This is a genomic window from Pseudomonas sp. R3-41 (assembly GCF_054161485.1).
This window is the reverse complement of the sequence record NZ_CP096421.1, coordinates 685,670-701,261: the sequence shown is the minus strand read 5'-3', so window position 1 is coordinate 701,261 and position 15,592 is coordinate 685,670. Positions and strand designations below refer to the sequence as shown.

Genomic DNA, 15,592 nt, shown 5'->3' with positions numbered 1-15,592 from the left:
TGAGTCGCGCCCGCGTCCCGCTTCGTTTTTAAGGCCTTATTTGCATGTCTGATCCTCGTTACCAAGTCGACGTCAGCGTCACCACCCGTTATCTGGCAGAACAGTCGCAACCCGAACATGACCGCTTCGCCTTCGCCTACAGTATTACCGTAAGCAACAACGGTTCGTTGCCGGCCAGGCTGTTGTCGCGGCACTGGGTCATCACCGACGGCGACGGTCACGTTGAAGAAGTGCGTGGTGAAGGCGTGGTCGGCCAGCAACCATTGATCGACGCCGGTAAAAGCCACAACTACAGCAGCGGGACGGTGATGACCACCAAGGTCGGCACCATGCAGGGCACCTACCAAATGCTGGCCGAGGACGGTACACGCTTCGATGCTGTCATCAAGCCGTTTCGCCTGGCTGTGCCCGGGGCCTTGCACTAATGGCCACCTACGCGGTCGGCGACCTGCAGGGCTGCCTCGACCCGCTCAAGTGTCTATTGGAGCGCGTCGCCTTCGATCCACAAAAAGACACGCTGTGGCTGGTGGGTGACCTGGTCAACCGCGGCCCGCAGTCCCTTGAGACGCTGCGCTTTCTCCACGGTATCCGCCAGTCGGTGGTGTGCGTACTCGGCAACCACGACCTGCACCTGCTGGCCACCTGGCAGAACATCGAGCGCCTGAAAAAATCCGATACCTTGAGCGAAATCCTCGCCGCCCCCGATTGCGTTGAATTGCTGGAGTGGCTGCGCCAGCAAAAGCTCATGCACTACGACGAGCAGCGCAACCTGGCGATGGTCCATGCCGGCATCCCGCCCCAGTGGTCCCTGCGCAAGGCGCTCAAGTGTGCGGCCGAGGTGGAACAGGCATTACGCGACGACAATTTGTTCGCGCCCTACCTGGATGGCATGTACGGCAACGAGCCGGTCAAGTGGGACAACGACCTCACCGGCAGCGCCCGCCTTCGCGTCATCACCAATTACTTCACGCGCATGCGCTTCTGCACCCGCGACGGCAAGCTCGACCTCAAGGGCAAGGAAGGCATCGAGACCGCACCACCCGGCTATGCCCCGTGGTTCAAGCACAGCGAGCGCAAGACCCGTCACTTGAAGATCATTTTCGGGCACTGGGCGGCGCTGGAAGGCCAGTGCGACGAACCCGGCGTCTTCGCCCTCGATACCGGCTGCGTGTGGGGCAGCGCCCTGACGCTGATGAACATCGACACCGGCGAGCAACTGCGCTGCGATTGCGACGAACAGGGCCACGCCAAAACCCACCCCCCAGCCACAGCACCATCGCCGGCCGGCACCGCCGTTTGACCGGCGTTGCGCCCACGCTACAGGAGTCCCCCATGACCGAATTCAAACGCATCCCCCCGGAACAGGCCCAAGCCCTGCGCGAGCAAGGCGCGGTCGTCGTCGATGTTCGCGACCCGGCCACTTTTGCCGCTTTGCATATCCGTGGCTCCAAACATCTGGATAACCATTCCATTGCCGATTTCATCCGTGCCGCCGACCTCGATGCGCCCACTGTCGTGGTCTGCTATCACGGCAATTCCAGCCAGAGCGCAGCCGCTTATCTGATCAGCCAGGGCTTCAGCGACGTCTACAGCCTCGACGGCGGATTTGAGCTATGGCGTGCGACTTATCCTGCAGAAACAGCGCAAGGCACCCACGAATAATTTTTTATCCCGGCCAAGCCCGCGTGAACCGTGGGCTTGAGCGATGGCAGACGAACGGTCTGCCACAACTAATTACGTATTCCACCTTTACCTCCCCGATTCCGAACTATCCTTAGCCTCAGGCCATCCAAAACAGGGGAGAGCCGGTACACCGGCGCGCGGGTCATCGGGAGTCAGCTTTCAGGAGCCTGCATTCTTGAAAGCATTCTGGGGGGTAAACGGCAACTGGGTCCCCAGGGGCTGTCCAGCATCGACTGATTGATCCGACACCGGCTCCACGTATCGAGCGAGGTGACGTCATGAGCATTTTTAGCCACTTCCAGCAACGTTTCGAGTCCACGCGGCAAGAGGAATACTCGCTGCAGGAATACCTCGAACTCTGCAAGCAGGACCGCAGTGCCTATGTGTCGGCTGCGGAGCGTCTGTTGCTGGCCATCGGAGAACCGGAGCTGCTGGATACCTCGACCAACTCGAGGCTCTCGCGCATCTTTTCCAACAAGGTGATTCGCCGCTATCCGGCCTTTGCGGACTTCCACGGGATGGAAGAATGCATCGAACAGATCGTGTCCTATTTCCGCCACGCCGCCCAAGGCCTGGAAGAGAAGAAGCAGATCCTTTATCTGCTCGGCCCCGTAGGTGGCGGTAAATCGTCCCTGGCCGAAAAACTCAAGCAACTGATCGAAAAAGTGCCCTTCTATGCCATCAAGGGCTCGCCGGTGTTCGAATCGCCCCTGGGGCTGTTCAACGCCACCGAGGACGGCGCGATCCTCGAAGAAGACTTCGGCATTCCACGCCGCTACCTCAATACCATCATGTCGCCATGGGCGACCAAGCGCCTGGCCGAGTTCGGCGGTGATATCAGCCAGTTCCGGGTGGTCAAGCTCTACCCCTCGATCCTCAACCAGATCGCGGTCGCCAAGACCGAGCCGGGTGACGAGAACAACCAGGACATCTCGGCCCTGGTGGGCAAGGTCGATATCCGCAAACTGGAAGAATTCCCACAGAACGACGCCGACGCCTACAGCTATTCGGGTGCGCTGTGCCGGGCCAACCAGGGCCTGATGGAATTCGTCGAAATGTTCAAGGCGCCCATCAAGGTACTGCACCCGCTGCTGACCGCTACCCAGGAAGGCAACTACAACAGTACAGAGGGCCTGGGGGCCATTCCGTTTACCGGCATTCTGCTGGCTCACTCCAACGAATCGGAATGGCATACCTTCCGCAACAACAAGAACAACGAAGCCTTCATCGACCGGATCTATATCGTCAAGGTGCCGTACTGCCTGCGAGTGAGCGATGAGGTGAAGATCTACGACAAGCTGTTGTTCAACAGTTCGCTGTCCAAGGCTCATTGCGCCCCCGACACCTTGAAAATGCTGGCCCAGTTCACGGTGCTGTCGCGCCTCAAGGAACCGGAAAACTCCAACATCTATTCGAAGATGCGCGTGTACGACGGTGAAAACCTCAAGGACACCGATCCCAAGGCCAAGTCGATCCAGGAGTACCGCGACAACGCGGGTGTGGACGAAGGGATGAACGGGCTGTCCACGCGCTTCGCGTTCAAGATCCTGTCCAAGGTCTTCAACTTCGACCCCCACGAGATCGCGGCCAACCCGGTTCACCTGCTGTATGTGCTGGAACAGCAGATCGAGCAGGAGCAATTCCAGGCCGAAACCCGCGAACGCTACCTGCGCTTCTTGAAGGAATACCTGGCACCGCGCTACATCGAGTTCATTGGCAAGGAGATCCAGACGGCGTACCTGGAGTCCTACAGCGAATACGGCCAGAACATCTTCGACCGCTATGTGCTGTATGCAGACTTCTGGATCCAGGACCAGGAATACCGCGACCCGGAAACCGGCGAGATACTCAACCGCGTGGCCCTCAACGAGGAACTGGAGAAAATCGAGAAACCAGCCGGCATCAGCAATCCGAAGGACTTCCGCAACGAAATCGTCAACTTCGTGCTGCGCGCCCGGGCCAACAACAACGGCAAGAACCCAACCTGGCTCAGCTATGAAAAGCTGCGGGTGGTCATCGAGAAGAAAATGTTCTCCAACACCGAAGACCTGCTGCCCGTAATCAGCTTCAACGCCAAGGCCAGCAAGGAGGACCAGCAAAAACACAACGACTTCGTCACACGCATGGTCGAACGTGGCTACACCGACAAACAGGTACGACTGCTTTCCGAGTGGTACCTGCGGGTCCGGAAATCGCAATAAGCAGCGGCAAGCTTCTAGCTACAGACTGCAAGGGAACGGCGTTGAGCCCAAGGCTCGACGCCACGCCCCTTACGGCTTGAGGCTTACGACTTGAAGCTCCCCCGGAGGGGCCTATGAGCTATGTGATCGACCGACGCCTTAATGGCAAGAACAAAAGCACGGTGAACCGCCAGCGGTTTCTGCGGCGTTACCGTGACCACATCAAGAAGGCCGTTGAAGAGGCGGTCAGCCGACGCTCCATTACCGACATGGAACACGGCGAACAGATCAGCATCCCCGGCCGCGACATCGACGAGCCGGTGCTGCACCATGGGCGCGGCGGCAAGCAGACCGTCGTGCACCCTGGCAACAAGGAGTTCACCAGTGGCGAGCATATCCCCCGTCCCCAAGGCGGAGGTGGCGGCAAGGGCCCCGGCAAGGCCGGCAACTCCGGCGAAGGCATGGATGAGTTCGTCTTCCAGATCACCCAGGAGGAATTCCTGGAGTTCATGTTCGAGGACCTGGAGCTGCCGAACCTGGTCAAGCGCAACCTGACCGGCACCGACACCTTCAAGACCGTGCGTGCCGGTATCAGCAATGAAGGCAACCCATCACGCATCAACATCATCCGCACCCTTCGCTCCGCCCACGCCCGGCGCATCGCGCTGTCGGGCAGCAGCCGGGCAAAGCTGCGCGAAGCCAAGGAAGAACTGGCTCGCCTCAAACGCGAAGAACCCGACAATTTCGGCGATATTCAAGACCTCGAAGCGGAAATCGAGAAGCTTAGCGCCCGCATCCATCGCGTCCCGTTCCTCGATACCTTCGACCTCAAGTACAACTTGCTGGTGAAGCAGCCAAACCCCAGCTCCAAGGCGGTGATGTTCTGCCTGATGGACGTTTCCGGCTCCATGACCCAAGCGACCAAGGACATCGCCAAGCGCTTCTTCATCCTGTTGTACCTGTTCCTGAAACGGAATTACGACAAGATCGACGTGGTGTTCATCCGCCATCACACCAGCGCCCGGGAAGTGGACGAAGAGGAGTTTTTCTACTCCAGGGAAACCGGCGGCACCATTGTGTCCAGCGCCCTGAAGCTGATGCAGGAAATCATGGCCGAACGCTACCCCGCCAACGAGTGGAACATCTATGCGGCCCAGGCGTCGGACGGCGACAACTGGAACGACGATTCACCGATCTGCCGTGACATCCTGATCAACCAGATCATGCCGTTCGTCCAGTACTACACCTATGTGGAAATTACCCCACGGGAACACCAGGCCTTGTGGTACGAATACGAACGGATTGCCGAAGCATTTTCCGACACGTTTGCCCAACAGCAACTGGTCTCGGCCGGGGATATCTACCCGGTCTTCCGTGAACTCTTCCAGCGCAGGTTAGTGACATGACCGCCAAAAAAGAGCAGAAGCGCCAGCCCATTTCCACCGGCTCCGAATGGACGTTCGAGCTGATCAAGGCCTACGACCGCGAAATCAGCCGTATCGCAGACCGTTATGCCCTGGACACCTACCCGAACCAGATCGAGGTGATCACCGCCGAGCAAATGATGGACGCCTACGCGTCGGTCGGCATGCCGCTGGGCTATCACCACTGGTCCTACGGCAAGCATTTCCTCAGTACCGAGAAATCCTACAGCCGCGGCCAGATGGGGCTGGCCTATGAGATCGTGATCAATTCCGACCCATGCATCGCCTACTTGATGGAAGAAAACACCATCTGCATGCAGGCTTTGGTGGTGGCGCATGCCTGCTACGGGCACAACAGCTTCTTCAAGGGCAACTACCTGTTCCGCACGTGGACCGATGCCAGTTCGATCATCGATTACCTGGTGTTCGCCAAGCAGTACATCATGCAATGCGAGGAGCGCCATGGGATCGACGCGGTGGAGGACTTGCTGGACTCCTGCCACGCCCTGATGAACTATGGCGTGGATCGCTACAAGCGCCCCTATCCGATTTCCGCCGAAGAGGAACGCCGACGCCAGAAGGACCGCGAAGAGCACCTGCAAAAACAGATCAACGACCTATGGCGCACCATTCCCAAAGGTGCCGACAAGTACAACGAAAAAGACAATGCCCGTTTCCCGGCCGAGCCCCAGGAGAACATTCTCTATTTCATTGAAAAACATGCGCCGTTGCTGGAGCCGTGGCAGCGGGAAATCGTGCGCATCGTGCGCAAGATTGCCCAGTACTTCTATCCACAGCGCCAGACCCAGGTGATGAACGAAGGCTGGGCCACGTTCTGGCACTACACGCTGATGAACGACCTGTACGACGAAGGCCTGGTCACCGACGGCTTCATGATGGAGTTCCTGACGTCCCATACCAGCGTGGTGTTCCAACCTGGCTTCGACAGCCCGTACTACAGTGGCATCAATCCTTACGCACTGGGCTTCGCCATGTACCGCGACATCCGGCGGATGTGCGAAAACCCTACCGAGGAAGATCGTCGCTGGTTCCCCGAGATCGCCGGCTCGGACTGGTTGTCCGCCATCAAATTCGCCATGAGCAGCTTCAAGGACGAAAGCTTCATCCTGCAGTACCTTTCACCCAAGGTGATCCGCGACCTGAAATTGTTCAGCATCCTTGATGACGATCAGAAAGATGACTTGGTGGTTCCTGCCATTCATGATGAGAGCGGCTACCGCATCATCCGCGAAACCCTGGCGGCGCAGTACAACCTGGGTAACCGCGAACCCAATGTGCAGATCTACAGCATCGATCGCCGCGGAGACCGCTCGCTGACCCTGCGCCACCAGGCCCACAACCGTAAACCTCTTGGTGACTCCACCGATGAGGTGCTCAAGCACCTGCATCGGCTCTGGGGTTTCGATATTCATCTGGAAACCCTGCAAGGCGACCAAGTGATGAAAACCCATCACGTCCCTCCAAGAAGCGAACAAGCCGAAGGCGACTATGGCCGCCTGGACCTGGCCGTCATCCATCTTTGATCCCGTTTTCGCCTCCAGAGGTCCGACGCAAAGGTTATCCTGTCGAACCAACGGAGGTTTTTTATGCAGATCTATAAAGTTGGCGGCGCCGTTCGCGATCGCCTGCTGGGCATTCCCGTCACCGACGTCGATCGGGTCGTGGTGGGGGCGACTGCCGAGGAAATGCTCGCCAAGGGTTTTCGCCCTGTGGGGGCCGACTTTCCAGTATTCCTCGACCCGAAGACTGGCGAGGAATACGCCCTCGCCCGCACTGAGCGCAAGAGCGGCCGCGGCTATGGCGGCTTCGTGTTCCATGCCAGCCCCGAAGTGACCTTGGAAGAAGACTTGGTTCGCCGGGACTTGACCATCAATGCCATGGCTGAAGATGACCATGGCAACCTGACCGATCCGTACCACGGCCAGCGCGATCTGGAAGCCCGGGTATTACGCCACGTTTCCCCCGCTTTCGCCGAAGATCCACTCCGAGTCCTGCGTGTTGCCCGATTTGCCGCCCGTTATGCGCCGCTGGGTTTCAAGGTGGCGGACGAAACCCTCGAACTGATGCGCCAGCTCAGTGAGTCCGGCGAATTGGAGGCGTTGACGGCCGAGCGCAGCTGGAAAGAAATTTCCCGCGCCCTCATGGAAAAACAGCCACAGGTATTTATCCAGGTGTTGCGCGACTGCACGGCGCTCAAGATCTTGATGCCCGAGGTCGACGCGCTGTTCGGCGTGCCGCAGCCTGAAGCCCATCACCCGGAAATCGATACCGGCGTCCACACCTTGAGCGTGCTGGAGCAGGCGGCATTGCACCAACAACCGTTAACGGTCCGCTGGGCCTGCCTGCTCCATGACTTGGGTAAAGGCCTGACACCTCAACACGAATGGCCGCGTCACATCGCCCATGAGCACACGGGCCTGAAGCTGATCAGAGCCGTCAGCGAACGCTTCAAGGCACCGCGGGACTGTCAGGAACTGGCGTTACTGGTTGGCCAGTACCACACCCATGGCCACCGTGCGCTTGAACTGAAGGCCTCTACTTTGCTTGAGCTGCTGCAAAGTTTTGATGTGTATCGTCGGCCCCAGCGCTTCGAGGAATTCATTGCGGCATGCGAGATGGATGCACGGGGGCGCAAGGGGCTCGAAGAGCGAAGTTATCCACAGGCTGAGTATCTGCGGGGCGCTGCGGCAGCGGCCCGCGCGGTGGCGGTGCAGCCTTTGCTGGAGAAGGGTTTCAAGGGGCCGCAGTTGGGAGAGGCAATCAAGCGTGAGCGCCTCAGGGCGTTGAAAGCCTACAAGGAAGCGGCGAACTGACAGGCGTTTTCAGGTCAACCGCCGTCATCGCGAGCAAGCTCGCTCCCACAGTGGATCTCGTTGAGCACAAGATAGGTGCACGCTGAAATCCTAATGTGGGAGCGAGCTTGCTCGCGATGACGGCAGCCGTCTCACAACAGATTCGACGGCGTAAGCGGCTGGCCTCGCCATTCGAAAGCCACCGGTGCCAGCACCTGGTCGATCTGCGCTTCTTCCCACAGCGTGGCGAAGCTCTTGCCCACGCCCGGATGAATTCGATCCGGCGCCATCAATGACAAAGGCCACAGGACGAAGGCGTTCTTGAGAATTTCCGCGCGCGGCAGGATCAGCCCATCGAAGTTGCCGACCTGTTCGCCATACAACAACACGTCGATATCCAGTGGCAATCCCTTGCGGTCCGGCGCATAGCGACCGTTATCCGCCTCGATGAACTTGAGGCGACGGTCCAATTCCATCAGCGGCAGATCCGTGAAGGCCGAGACGACAAAATTGAAGAACGGCCCGCTCTTGATCCCCACCGGCTGGCTCTCGAACACGGCTGAACAGCGCATGTCCACGAGGAATCCAGCCAAGGCCTCAAGACCGGCGCACAAATGGGTTTCGCGCTCGATATTGCTGCCGAGCCCGAGAAAAACCTGAGTCAGCGACATCCGCGCTCGATCTCCACGCCAACGCCGCTGGCCGCCGGTACGGCGCCAGGCTTGGTCACTTTCAGACGCAACCAGGTGATCTTGAACTCGTCCATGAGCTCCTGGGCCAGTCGTTCGGCGAAGGTCTCGACCAACTGGAACTGCGCCTGCTCGGCAAACGCCTGGATGCGCGACGACACGCTGGCGTAGTCGAGCGCCAGGGTCAGGTCGTCGCCTGCGGCGGCCGGGCGGTTGTCCCAGGCGAAGCTCAGGTCAAGCCGCAGGCACTGTCGGATGCCTCGCTCCCAGTCGTAGGCACCGATTACCGTGTCGACTTCCAGGCCCTCGATAAACACTCTGTCCAAGCACTCTTCTCCGCAGCACGACAAGGGCGCGATGCCCCGTTAGAATCAGGGCGTCCTCGCCCGGAATAGTTAGCATGTTTTGGTTACTGGCGATTCTCGCCTACCTGCTCGGCTCGCTGTCCTTCGCCATTTTGCTCAGCCGCCTGACCGGTCGCCCGGATCCGCGAATGAGTGGCTCGGGCAATGCCGGCGCCACCAACATGCTGCGCCTGGCCGGACGCAAACTCGCCATCCTGACCCTGCTGGGCGACCTCTGCAAAGGCCTTGTCCCGGTACTGATCGCCAGCCTTGCAGGGCTTTCGTTGCAGCAACAGGCCTGGATCGGCGTCTGCGCCGTCATCGGCCATCTATTCCCGCTGTACTTTCGCTTTCGTGGCGGCAAGGGTGTCGCCACCGCCGCCGGCATGCTGCTGGGCCTGTACCCGCCCGCCGCCCTGCTGGCTGTCTGTGCCTGGCTGCTGACGTTCTACCTGACCCGCACCAGCTCCCTGGCCGCGCTGATCGCCACACCGCTGACCCTGCCGTTACTGGCCTGGCAGGAACCGGCGGCCTTGCTGCCAATGACCGCGCTGGTTGCCCTGATCGTCTGGCGTCACCGCGGCAATCTACGCGACCTGTTCGCCGGGCGCGAACGGCATTTTTAAATAACGTTTCACAAGGGTGCCAACTGCTCCATGGGCCAGCGCGCCTGCACGCTGATCGCCAGGCTTTCCTGCTGGCCGGCCTGCAAACGCTGGCAGCCGGCAAAGGCAATCATCGCACCGTTATCTGTGCAGAACTCCGGCCGGGCGTAGTAAACGTCGCCCTTCATGTCGCCGAGCATTTTCTCCAACGATGTCCGCAAGGCCTTGTTCGCACTCACGCCGCCGGCGATGACTAACCGCTTGAGTCCGGCCTGCTTCAGGGCACGCTTGCACTTGATGGTCAAAGTCTCCACCACGGCCTGCTGGAACGCCAGTGAGATGTCGCAACGGGCTTGTTCACTGTCGTCCCCGGCGCTGACGCACTGCTGCCAGGTGTTCAGGGCGAAGGTCTTCAGCCCACTGAAACTGAAATCCAGGCCGGGACGGTCGCACATCGGCCGCGGGAACACGAAACGCCCCTCGACCCCTTGCGTCGCCAGCCGGGAAATTTCCGGCCCGCCTGGATAATTGAGTCCCATCATTTTTGCGGTTTTGTCGAACGCTTCGCCGGCGGCATCGTCGAGGGTTTCGCCGAGCAGCTCGTATTGGCCGATTCCATCGACCCGGATGAGCTGCGTATGGCCACCCGAAACCAACAAAGCGACGAACGGGAACTCTGGTGGTTGCGACTCCAGCATCGGCGCCAGCAAATGGCCTTCCATGTGATGCACGCCCAAGGCTGGAATGCCCCAGGCAAAGGCCAGCGCCTGGGCACAGGAAGCGCCCACCAGCAACGCGCCCACCAGGCCCGGGCCGGCGGTGTAGGCGATGCCGTCGATCTCGGTCGGCACGCAGCCGGCTTCAGCCAGGACCTGACGGATCAAGGGCAGCATGCGTTTGACGTGATCGCGAGAGGCAAGCTCGGGCACCACCCCGCCGTAGGCGCGATGCAGGTCGATCTGGCTGAACAGCGCGTCGGCCAGCAAGCCGCGCTCACTGTCGTAAAGTGCGACACCGGTTTCGTCGCAGGAGGTTTCTAATCCCAGTACTAGCATGGGTTTGCGCCTTGTAGAGGCTGAATTCGAAGGCGCGCATAATAGTCGCCGCGTTGTGCCCCGACCAGCGGTTTTCGATCAGAGGCTTTGCATTCCGAGCGATGAGGGGTTAACATCCGCAACCCTTAAAAACCGACGTCTTCAAGTGCTCTTTTGCCGCGAGGATGTTGACCCCGGTAATGAATGAAGGTAGCTCTGGATGCCAGCCGTCAAAGTAAAAGAGAACGAACCCTTCGACGTAGCTCTGCGTCGTTTCAAGCGCTCCTGCGAAAAAGCCGGTGTTCTGGCTGAAGTTCGTAGCCGCGAATTCTACGAGAAGCCGACTTCTGAGCGTAAGCGCAAGGCAGCAGCCGCTGTTAAGCGTCACGCCAAGAAAGTTCAGCGCGAACAGCGCCGCGCCGTACGTCTGTACTAATACACAGACGTCCGTAGCAAGCTTCTGCCAAGCCCGGCCTTCAAGCCGGGCTTATGGCATTTGCGGAATAACGCTTGATGCTTCACCGTCAAAGCCGCAGACGCGACCAAGACAACCGCTTCACTGCGTCAGACCTGGCTCTTTTGCCAGCGGTGCACGTCTTTCCTGACGAGCCTTCCAAGGCTACCGACGAGCACACCCTGATTCCTCTAACGACGATCAGCCCAAGGCACCTACCTGCGTGCCCGCTTCATGAGCTATCCGAGGCCCGACCGGCCGTTACCGGACTCAGCGCAACACATTCAAACAGTCGAATACTGATAGTTATTAACGTCAGTGGATTATCGGCAGATACACTTCCCGACAGCGATGATGCAGACGACCCGGTCGAGCCACCGATTCAGCGTGCCTCAAACCCAGACCCGGTTACGCCTGCCGATTTCGGGCCCCTATTTCGCGCAGTGATGATGAGAACGCCATGGCCGGGCTGATTCCCCAGAGCTTTATTGACGACCTCCTGAACCGCACCGACATCGTCGACGTGGTCAGCTCTCGCCTGCAAATGAAGAAAGCAGGCAAGAACTACACCGCCTGCTGCCCGTTTCACAAAGAGAAAACCCCCTCCTTCAGCGTCAGCCCCGACAAGCAGTTCTACTATTGCTTCGGTTGCGGCGCTGGCGGCAACGCCCTCGGCTTCATCATGGACCACGACAACCTGGACTTTCCCCAGGCCGTCGAAGAACTGGCCAAAGCCGCGGGCATGGAAATTCCCCGGGAGGAAAGCGGTCGACAACACAAGCCGCGCCAACCGACCGATTCGCCGCTCTACCCGCTACTGACGGCTGCAGCCGATTTCTATCGCCAGGCCCTCAAAAGCCATCCGGCGCGCAAGGCCGCGGTGGATTATCTCAAGGGCCGCGGCCTGACTGGCGAAATCGCCCGGGACTTCGGCCTCGGCTTCGCCCCGCCCGGCTGGGACAACCTGTACAAGCACTTAAGCAGCGACACACTGCAGCAGCGCGCCATGATCGACGCCGGCCTGCTGATCGAAAACGCCGAAACCGGCAAGCGCTACGACCGCTTCCGCGACCGGGTCATGTTTCCGATCCGCGACACACGCGGGCGGATCATCGCCTTTGGTGGCCGGGTACTGGGCGACGACAAGCCGAAATACCTGAACTCTCCGGAAACCCCGGTATTCCATAAGGGCCAGGAACTCTACGGCCTGTACGAAGCGCGCAAGAACAACCGCAACCTCGACGAAATCATCGTCGTCGAAGGCTACATGGATGTGATCGCCCTGGCCCAGCAAGGCTTGCGCAACGCCGTCGCGACCCTGGGCACGGCCACCAGCGAAGAACACATGAAGCGCCTGTTTCGCGTGGTGCCCAACGTGCTGTTCTGCTTCGACGGCGACCAGGCCGGCCGTAACGCCGCCTGGCGCGCACTGGAGGCCACCTTGCCATGCCTGCAGGATGGGCGCCGGGCACGTTTTCTGTTCCTGCCCGAGGGCGAGGACCCGGACACCCTGGTGCGCTCCGAGGGTACCGACGCGTTCCGTGCGCGGATCAACCAGCACGCACAACCGTTGGCCGATTATTTTTTCCAGCAGTTGACCGAAGAAGCCGACCCACGCTCCCTCGAAGGCAAGGCCCACATGGCCACCCTCGCGGCACCGCTGATCGACAAGGTGCCCGGCGCCAACCTGCGCACACTCATGCGCCAGCGCCTGACCGAGATCACCGGGCTGAACAGCGAAGCGGTCAATCAACTGGTGCACAGCGCCCCCCAGGAGGCGCCACCCGCTTATGACCCGGGCATCGATTACGACGCGATGCCGGATTTCGCCGACTATCATCAACCCCAGCAGGATTACGCCCCCCAGCAGGAATGGACACCGAAAAAACCCGGCAGTGGCGGCAAGAAATGGGACAAAAAACCCTGGGACAAGAACGGCAAGCGCGGCGATCGCGACCAACCACGTGCCCCGCGCGTGCCGGCCGCCGTCGAACCACCAACACTGGCCGCCCTGCGCACCTTGCTGCATCACCCGCAACTGGCGGAGAAAGTCGAGGACGCAGGGCACTTCGCCGCCGAGGACCACAGCAATACACAATTGCTGGTGGCACTCCTTGAAGCCGTGCAGAAGAACCCCAAGCTAAACTCGTTCCAGTTGATCGCACGGTGGCACGGTACCGAGCAGGGACGCCTCTTGAAGGCCCTGGCCGAGAAGGAATGGCTGATTGAGGGAGACAACCTTGAACAACAGTTTTTCGACACCATTACTAGCTTGTCCGCCCGCCAACGCGAGCGAAACCTGGAACAACTTCTGCGAAAAGCTCGCCAGAGTGAGTTGACCAGCGAAGAGAAAAACCAATTGCGCGACTTACTCAGCCGCAATGTTTGCGCATCAAACCCGACCTCAACTGGCGCGTGAGGTCACAGCTCAGGTATAATCCTCGGCTTGTTTTTTGCCCGCCAAGACCTTCAGTGGATAGGGTGTTATGTCCGGAAAAGCGCAACAGCAGTCTCGTATCAAAGAGTTGATCCTATTGGGTCGTGAGCAGGGCTACCTGACTTACGCGGAGGTCAACGACCACCTGCCGGAGGATATTTCAGATCCGGAACAGGTGGAAGACATCATCCGCATGATCAACGACATGGGGATCAACGTATTCGAGGTTGCTCCAGATAAGGATGCCCTTATGCTGGCCGACGCCGATACCGACGAGGCGGCCGCTGAAGAAGCGGCCGCAGCGTTGGCAGCGGTCGAGACCGACATTGGTCGCACCACGGACCCCGTGCGCATGTACATGCGTGAAATGGGTACGGTAGAGCTCCTCACACGTGAAGGCGAAATCGAAATCGCCAAGCGTATTGAAGAAGGCATCCGCGAAGTGATGGGCGCAATCGCGCACTTCCCTGGCACGGTTGACCATATTCTCTCCGAGTACACCCGCGTCACCACCGAAGGTGGCCGCCTGTCTGACGTCCTGAGCGGCTATATCGACCCGGACGACGGCATTGCGCCGCCTGCCGCCGAAGTGCCGCCGCCGATCGACGCGAAAGCCGTCAAGGCCGACGACGACACCGATGACGACGACGCCGAAGCCAGCGACGACGAGGAAGAAGCCGAAAGCGGTCCGGATCCGGTCATCGCCGCACAGCGTTTCGGCGCCGTGGCCGACCAGATGGAAATCACCCGCAAGGCGCTGAAGAAGCATGGCCGCAACAACAAGCAGGCGATCGCCGAGCTGTTGGCACTGGCCGAGCTGTTCATGCCGATCAAGCTGGTACCGAAGCAATTCGAAGGCCTGGTCGAGCGTGTTCGCAGTGCCCTGGATCGCCTTCGTCAGCAAGAGCGCGCGATCATGCAGCTCTGCGTGCGTGACGCCCGCATGCCACGTGCCGATTTCCTGCGCCAGTTCCCTGGCCACGAAGTCGACGAAAGCTGGACCGATGCATTGGCCAAGGGCAAGAGCAAATATGCTGAAGCCATTGCCCGCCTGCAGCCGGACATCGTTCGTTGCCAGCAAAAGCTGAGTGCGCTGGAGGCCGAGACCGGCCTGAGCATCGCCGAGATCAAGGACATCAACCGTCGCATGTCGATCGGCGAGGCCAAGGCCCGTCGCGCGAAGAAAGAGATGGTCGAAGCGAACTTGCGCCTGGTGATCTCCATCGCCAAGAAGTACACCAACCGCGGCCTGCAATTCCTCGACCTGATCCAGGAAGGCAACATCGGCCTGATGAAGGCGGTGGACAAGTTCGAATACCGTCGCGGCTACAAGTTCTCGACTTATGCCACCTGGTGGATCCGTCAGGCGATCACTCGCTCGATCGCCGACCAGGCCCGCACCATCCGTATTCCGGTGCACATGATCGAGACGATCAACAAGCTCAACCGCATTTCCCGGCAGATGTTGCAGGAAATGGGTCGCGAACCGACGCCGGAAGAGCTGGGCGAACGCATGGAAATGCCTGAGGACAAGATCCGCAAGGTATTGAAGATCGCCAAAGAGCCGATCTCCATGGAAACCCCGATCGGCGATGACGAAGACTCCCATCTGGGTGACTTCATCGAAGACTCCACCATGCAGTCTCCGATTGATGTCGCCACGGTCGAGAGTCTCAAGGAAGCGACTCGCGAAGTGCTCTCCGGCCTCACTGCCCGTGAAGCCAAGGTACTGCGCATGCGCTTCGGCATCGACATGAATACCGACCACACCCTTGAGGAAGTCGGTAAGCAGTTCGATGTGACCCGTGAGCGGATTCGCCAGATCGAAGCCAAGGCGTTGCGCAAACTGCGCCACCCGACGCGAAGCGAGCATCTGCGCTCCTTCCTCGACGAGTGACCTTCAAAACCCCCGGCCCTGCCGGGGGTTTT

At 59.9% G+C, this 15,592-nt stretch carries 14 protein-coding genes; 11 read left to right on the top strand and 3 right to left on the bottom strand.

Annotation, left to right across the window (positions count from 1 at the left end; translation table 11 throughout):
• Nucleotides 1–44 precede the first annotated feature (44 nt).
• From apaG to M1D99_RS03095, 7 genes are all read left to right on the top strand, one after another.
• A complete protein-coding gene (apaG, locus tag M1D99_RS03125; protein ID WP_434573963.1) occupies nt 45–425 on the top strand; it encodes a Co2+/Mg2+ efflux protein ApaG in 381 nt (126 codons plus the stop codon).
• Nucleotides 425–1,300: a symmetrical bis(5'-nucleosyl)-tetraphosphatase gene (locus tag M1D99_RS03120; protein WP_434573961.1), complete on the top strand. Its 876-nt coding sequence runs from the start codon at nt 425–427 to the stop codon at nt 1,298–1,300. The genes apaG and M1D99_RS03120 overlap by 1 nt, the downstream gene beginning before the upstream one ends.
• A 32-nt stretch (nt 1,301–1,332) precedes the next feature.
• Nucleotides 1,333–1,662 (top strand): thiosulfate sulfurtransferase GlpE, encoded by a 330-nt coding sequence (glpE, locus tag M1D99_RS03115; RefSeq protein ID WP_434573960.1) that lies wholly within the window; start codon nt 1,333–1,335, stop codon nt 1,660–1,662.
• 299 nt (nt 1,663–1,961) lie between these two features.
• The gene (locus M1D99_RS03110; protein ID WP_003177689.1) at nt 1,962–3,884 is read left to right on the top strand and encodes a PrkA family serine protein kinase; all 1,923 of its coding nucleotides are present in this window, start codon (nt 1,962–1,964) and stop codon (nt 3,882–3,884) included.
• A gap of 113 nt (nt 3,885–3,997) precedes the next feature.
• A complete protein-coding gene (locus tag M1D99_RS03105) occupies nt 3,998–5,269 on the top strand; it encodes a YeaH/YhbH family protein (protein ID WP_003206179.1) in 1,272 nt (423 codons plus the stop codon).
• On the top strand, nt 5,266–6,831 hold the full coding sequence (locus tag M1D99_RS03100) for a SpoVR family protein (RefSeq protein WP_186706962.1): 1,566 nt from the start codon (nt 5,266–5,268) through the stop codon (nt 6,829–6,831). Before M1D99_RS03105 ends, M1D99_RS03100 begins: the two co-directional genes overlap by 4 nt.
• 63 nt (nt 6,832–6,894) lie before the next feature.
• The gene (locus tag M1D99_RS03095) at nt 6,895–8,121 is read left to right on the top strand and encodes a multifunctional CCA addition/repair protein (protein ID WP_434573957.1); all 1,227 of its coding nucleotides are present in this window, start codon (nt 6,895–6,897) and stop codon (nt 8,119–8,121) included.
• Between the two features lie 131 nt (nt 8,122–8,252).
• Here the strand turns inward: M1D99_RS03095 and folK are convergent, their stop codons facing one another.
• The gene (gene folK / locus M1D99_RS03090) at nt 8,253–8,771 is read right to left on the bottom strand and encodes a 2-amino-4-hydroxy-6-hydroxymethyldihydropteridine diphosphokinase (RefSeq protein ID WP_186729599.1); all 519 of its coding nucleotides are present in this window, start codon (nt 8,769–8,771) and stop codon (nt 8,253–8,255) included.
• On the bottom strand, nt 8,762–9,115 hold the full coding sequence (gene folB / locus M1D99_RS03085) for a dihydroneopterin aldolase (protein WP_039590767.1): 354 nt from the start codon (nt 9,113–9,115) through the stop codon (nt 8,762–8,764). Before folB ends, folK begins: the two co-directional genes overlap by 10 nt.
• Before the next feature lie 74 nt (nt 9,116–9,189).
• On the opposite strand from folB, the gene plsY reads away from it, so the two are divergent.
• Entirely contained in the window at nt 9,190–9,759 is a 570-nt protein-coding gene (gene plsY, locus M1D99_RS03080) for a glycerol-3-phosphate 1-O-acyltransferase PlsY (protein WP_003206189.1), read from the top strand.
• An 8-nt stretch (nt 9,760–9,767) separates the two neighbouring features.
• Here plsY and tsaD read toward each other — a convergent pair whose 3' ends face one another.
• The gene (tsaD, locus tag M1D99_RS03075) at nt 9,768–10,793 is read right to left on the bottom strand and encodes a tRNA (adenosine(37)-N6)-threonylcarbamoyltransferase complex transferase subunit TsaD (RefSeq protein WP_186706959.1); all 1,026 of its coding nucleotides are present in this window, start codon (nt 10,791–10,793) and stop codon (nt 9,768–9,770) included.
• 199 nt (nt 10,794–10,992) lie between these two features.
• Here tsaD and rpsU point away from each other — a divergent pair, with 199 nt between their 5' ends.
• From rpsU to rpoD, 3 genes are all read left to right on the top strand, one after another.
• The gene (gene rpsU / locus M1D99_RS03070; protein ID WP_002551877.1) at nt 10,993–11,208 is read left to right on the top strand and encodes a 30S ribosomal protein S21; all 216 of its coding nucleotides are present in this window, start codon (nt 10,993–10,995) and stop codon (nt 11,206–11,208) included.
• Nucleotides 11,209–11,686: 478 nt separating this feature from the next.
• On the top strand, nt 11,687–13,645 hold the full coding sequence (gene dnaG / locus M1D99_RS03065) for a DNA primase (RefSeq protein WP_024616738.1): 1,959 nt from the start codon (nt 11,687–11,689) through the stop codon (nt 13,643–13,645).
• 67 nt (nt 13,646–13,712) lie between these two features.
• The gene (gene rpoD, locus M1D99_RS03060; RefSeq protein ID WP_186706958.1) at nt 13,713–15,560 is read left to right on the top strand and encodes an RNA polymerase sigma factor RpoD; all 1,848 of its coding nucleotides are present in this window, start codon (nt 13,713–13,715) and stop codon (nt 15,558–15,560) included.
• Nucleotides 15,561–15,592: the final 32 nt, after the last annotated feature.

Bases quoted from the DNA above. Each gene is read 5' to 3' on its own strand.
- apaG (WP_434573963.1), top strand. From the start codon at position 45: ATGTCTGATCCTCGTTACCAAGTCGACGTCAGCGTCACCACCCGTTAT.
- M1D99_RS03120 (WP_434573961.1), top strand. From the start codon at position 425: ATGGCCACCTACGCGGTCGGCGACCTGCAGGGCTGCCTCGACCCGCTC.
- glpE (WP_434573960.1), top strand. From the start codon at position 1,333: ATGACCGAATTCAAACGCATCCCCCCGGAACAGGCCCAAGCCCTGCGC.
- M1D99_RS03110 (WP_003177689.1), top strand. From the start codon at position 1,962: ATGAGCATTTTTAGCCACTTCCAGCAACGTTTCGAGTCCACGCGGCAA.
- M1D99_RS03105 (WP_003206179.1), top strand. From the start codon at position 3,998: ATGAGCTATGTGATCGACCGACGCCTTAATGGCAAGAACAAAAGCACG.
- M1D99_RS03100 (WP_186706962.1), top strand. From the start codon at position 5,266: ATGACCGCCAAAAAAGAGCAGAAGCGCCAGCCCATTTCCACCGGCTCC.
- M1D99_RS03095 (WP_434573957.1), top strand. From the start codon at position 6,895: ATGCAGATCTATAAAGTTGGCGGCGCCGTTCGCGATCGCCTGCTGGGC.
- folK (WP_186729599.1), bottom strand. From the start codon at position 8,771: ATGTCGCTGACTCAGGTTTTTCTCGGGCTCGGCAGCAATATCGAGCGC.
- plsY (WP_003206189.1), top strand. From the start codon at position 9,190: ATGTTTTGGTTACTGGCGATTCTCGCCTACCTGCTCGGCTCGCTGTCC.
- tsaD (WP_186706959.1), bottom strand. From the start codon at position 10,793: ATGCTAGTACTGGGATTAGAAACCTCCTGCGACGAAACCGGTGTCGCA.
- rpsU (WP_002551877.1), top strand. From the start codon at position 10,993: ATGCCAGCCGTCAAAGTAAAAGAGAACGAACCCTTCGACGTAGCTCTG.
- dnaG (WP_024616738.1), top strand. From the start codon at position 11,687: ATGGCCGGGCTGATTCCCCAGAGCTTTATTGACGACCTCCTGAACCGC.
- rpoD (WP_186706958.1), top strand. From the start codon at position 13,713: ATGTCCGGAAAAGCGCAACAGCAGTCTCGTATCAAAGAGTTGATCCTA.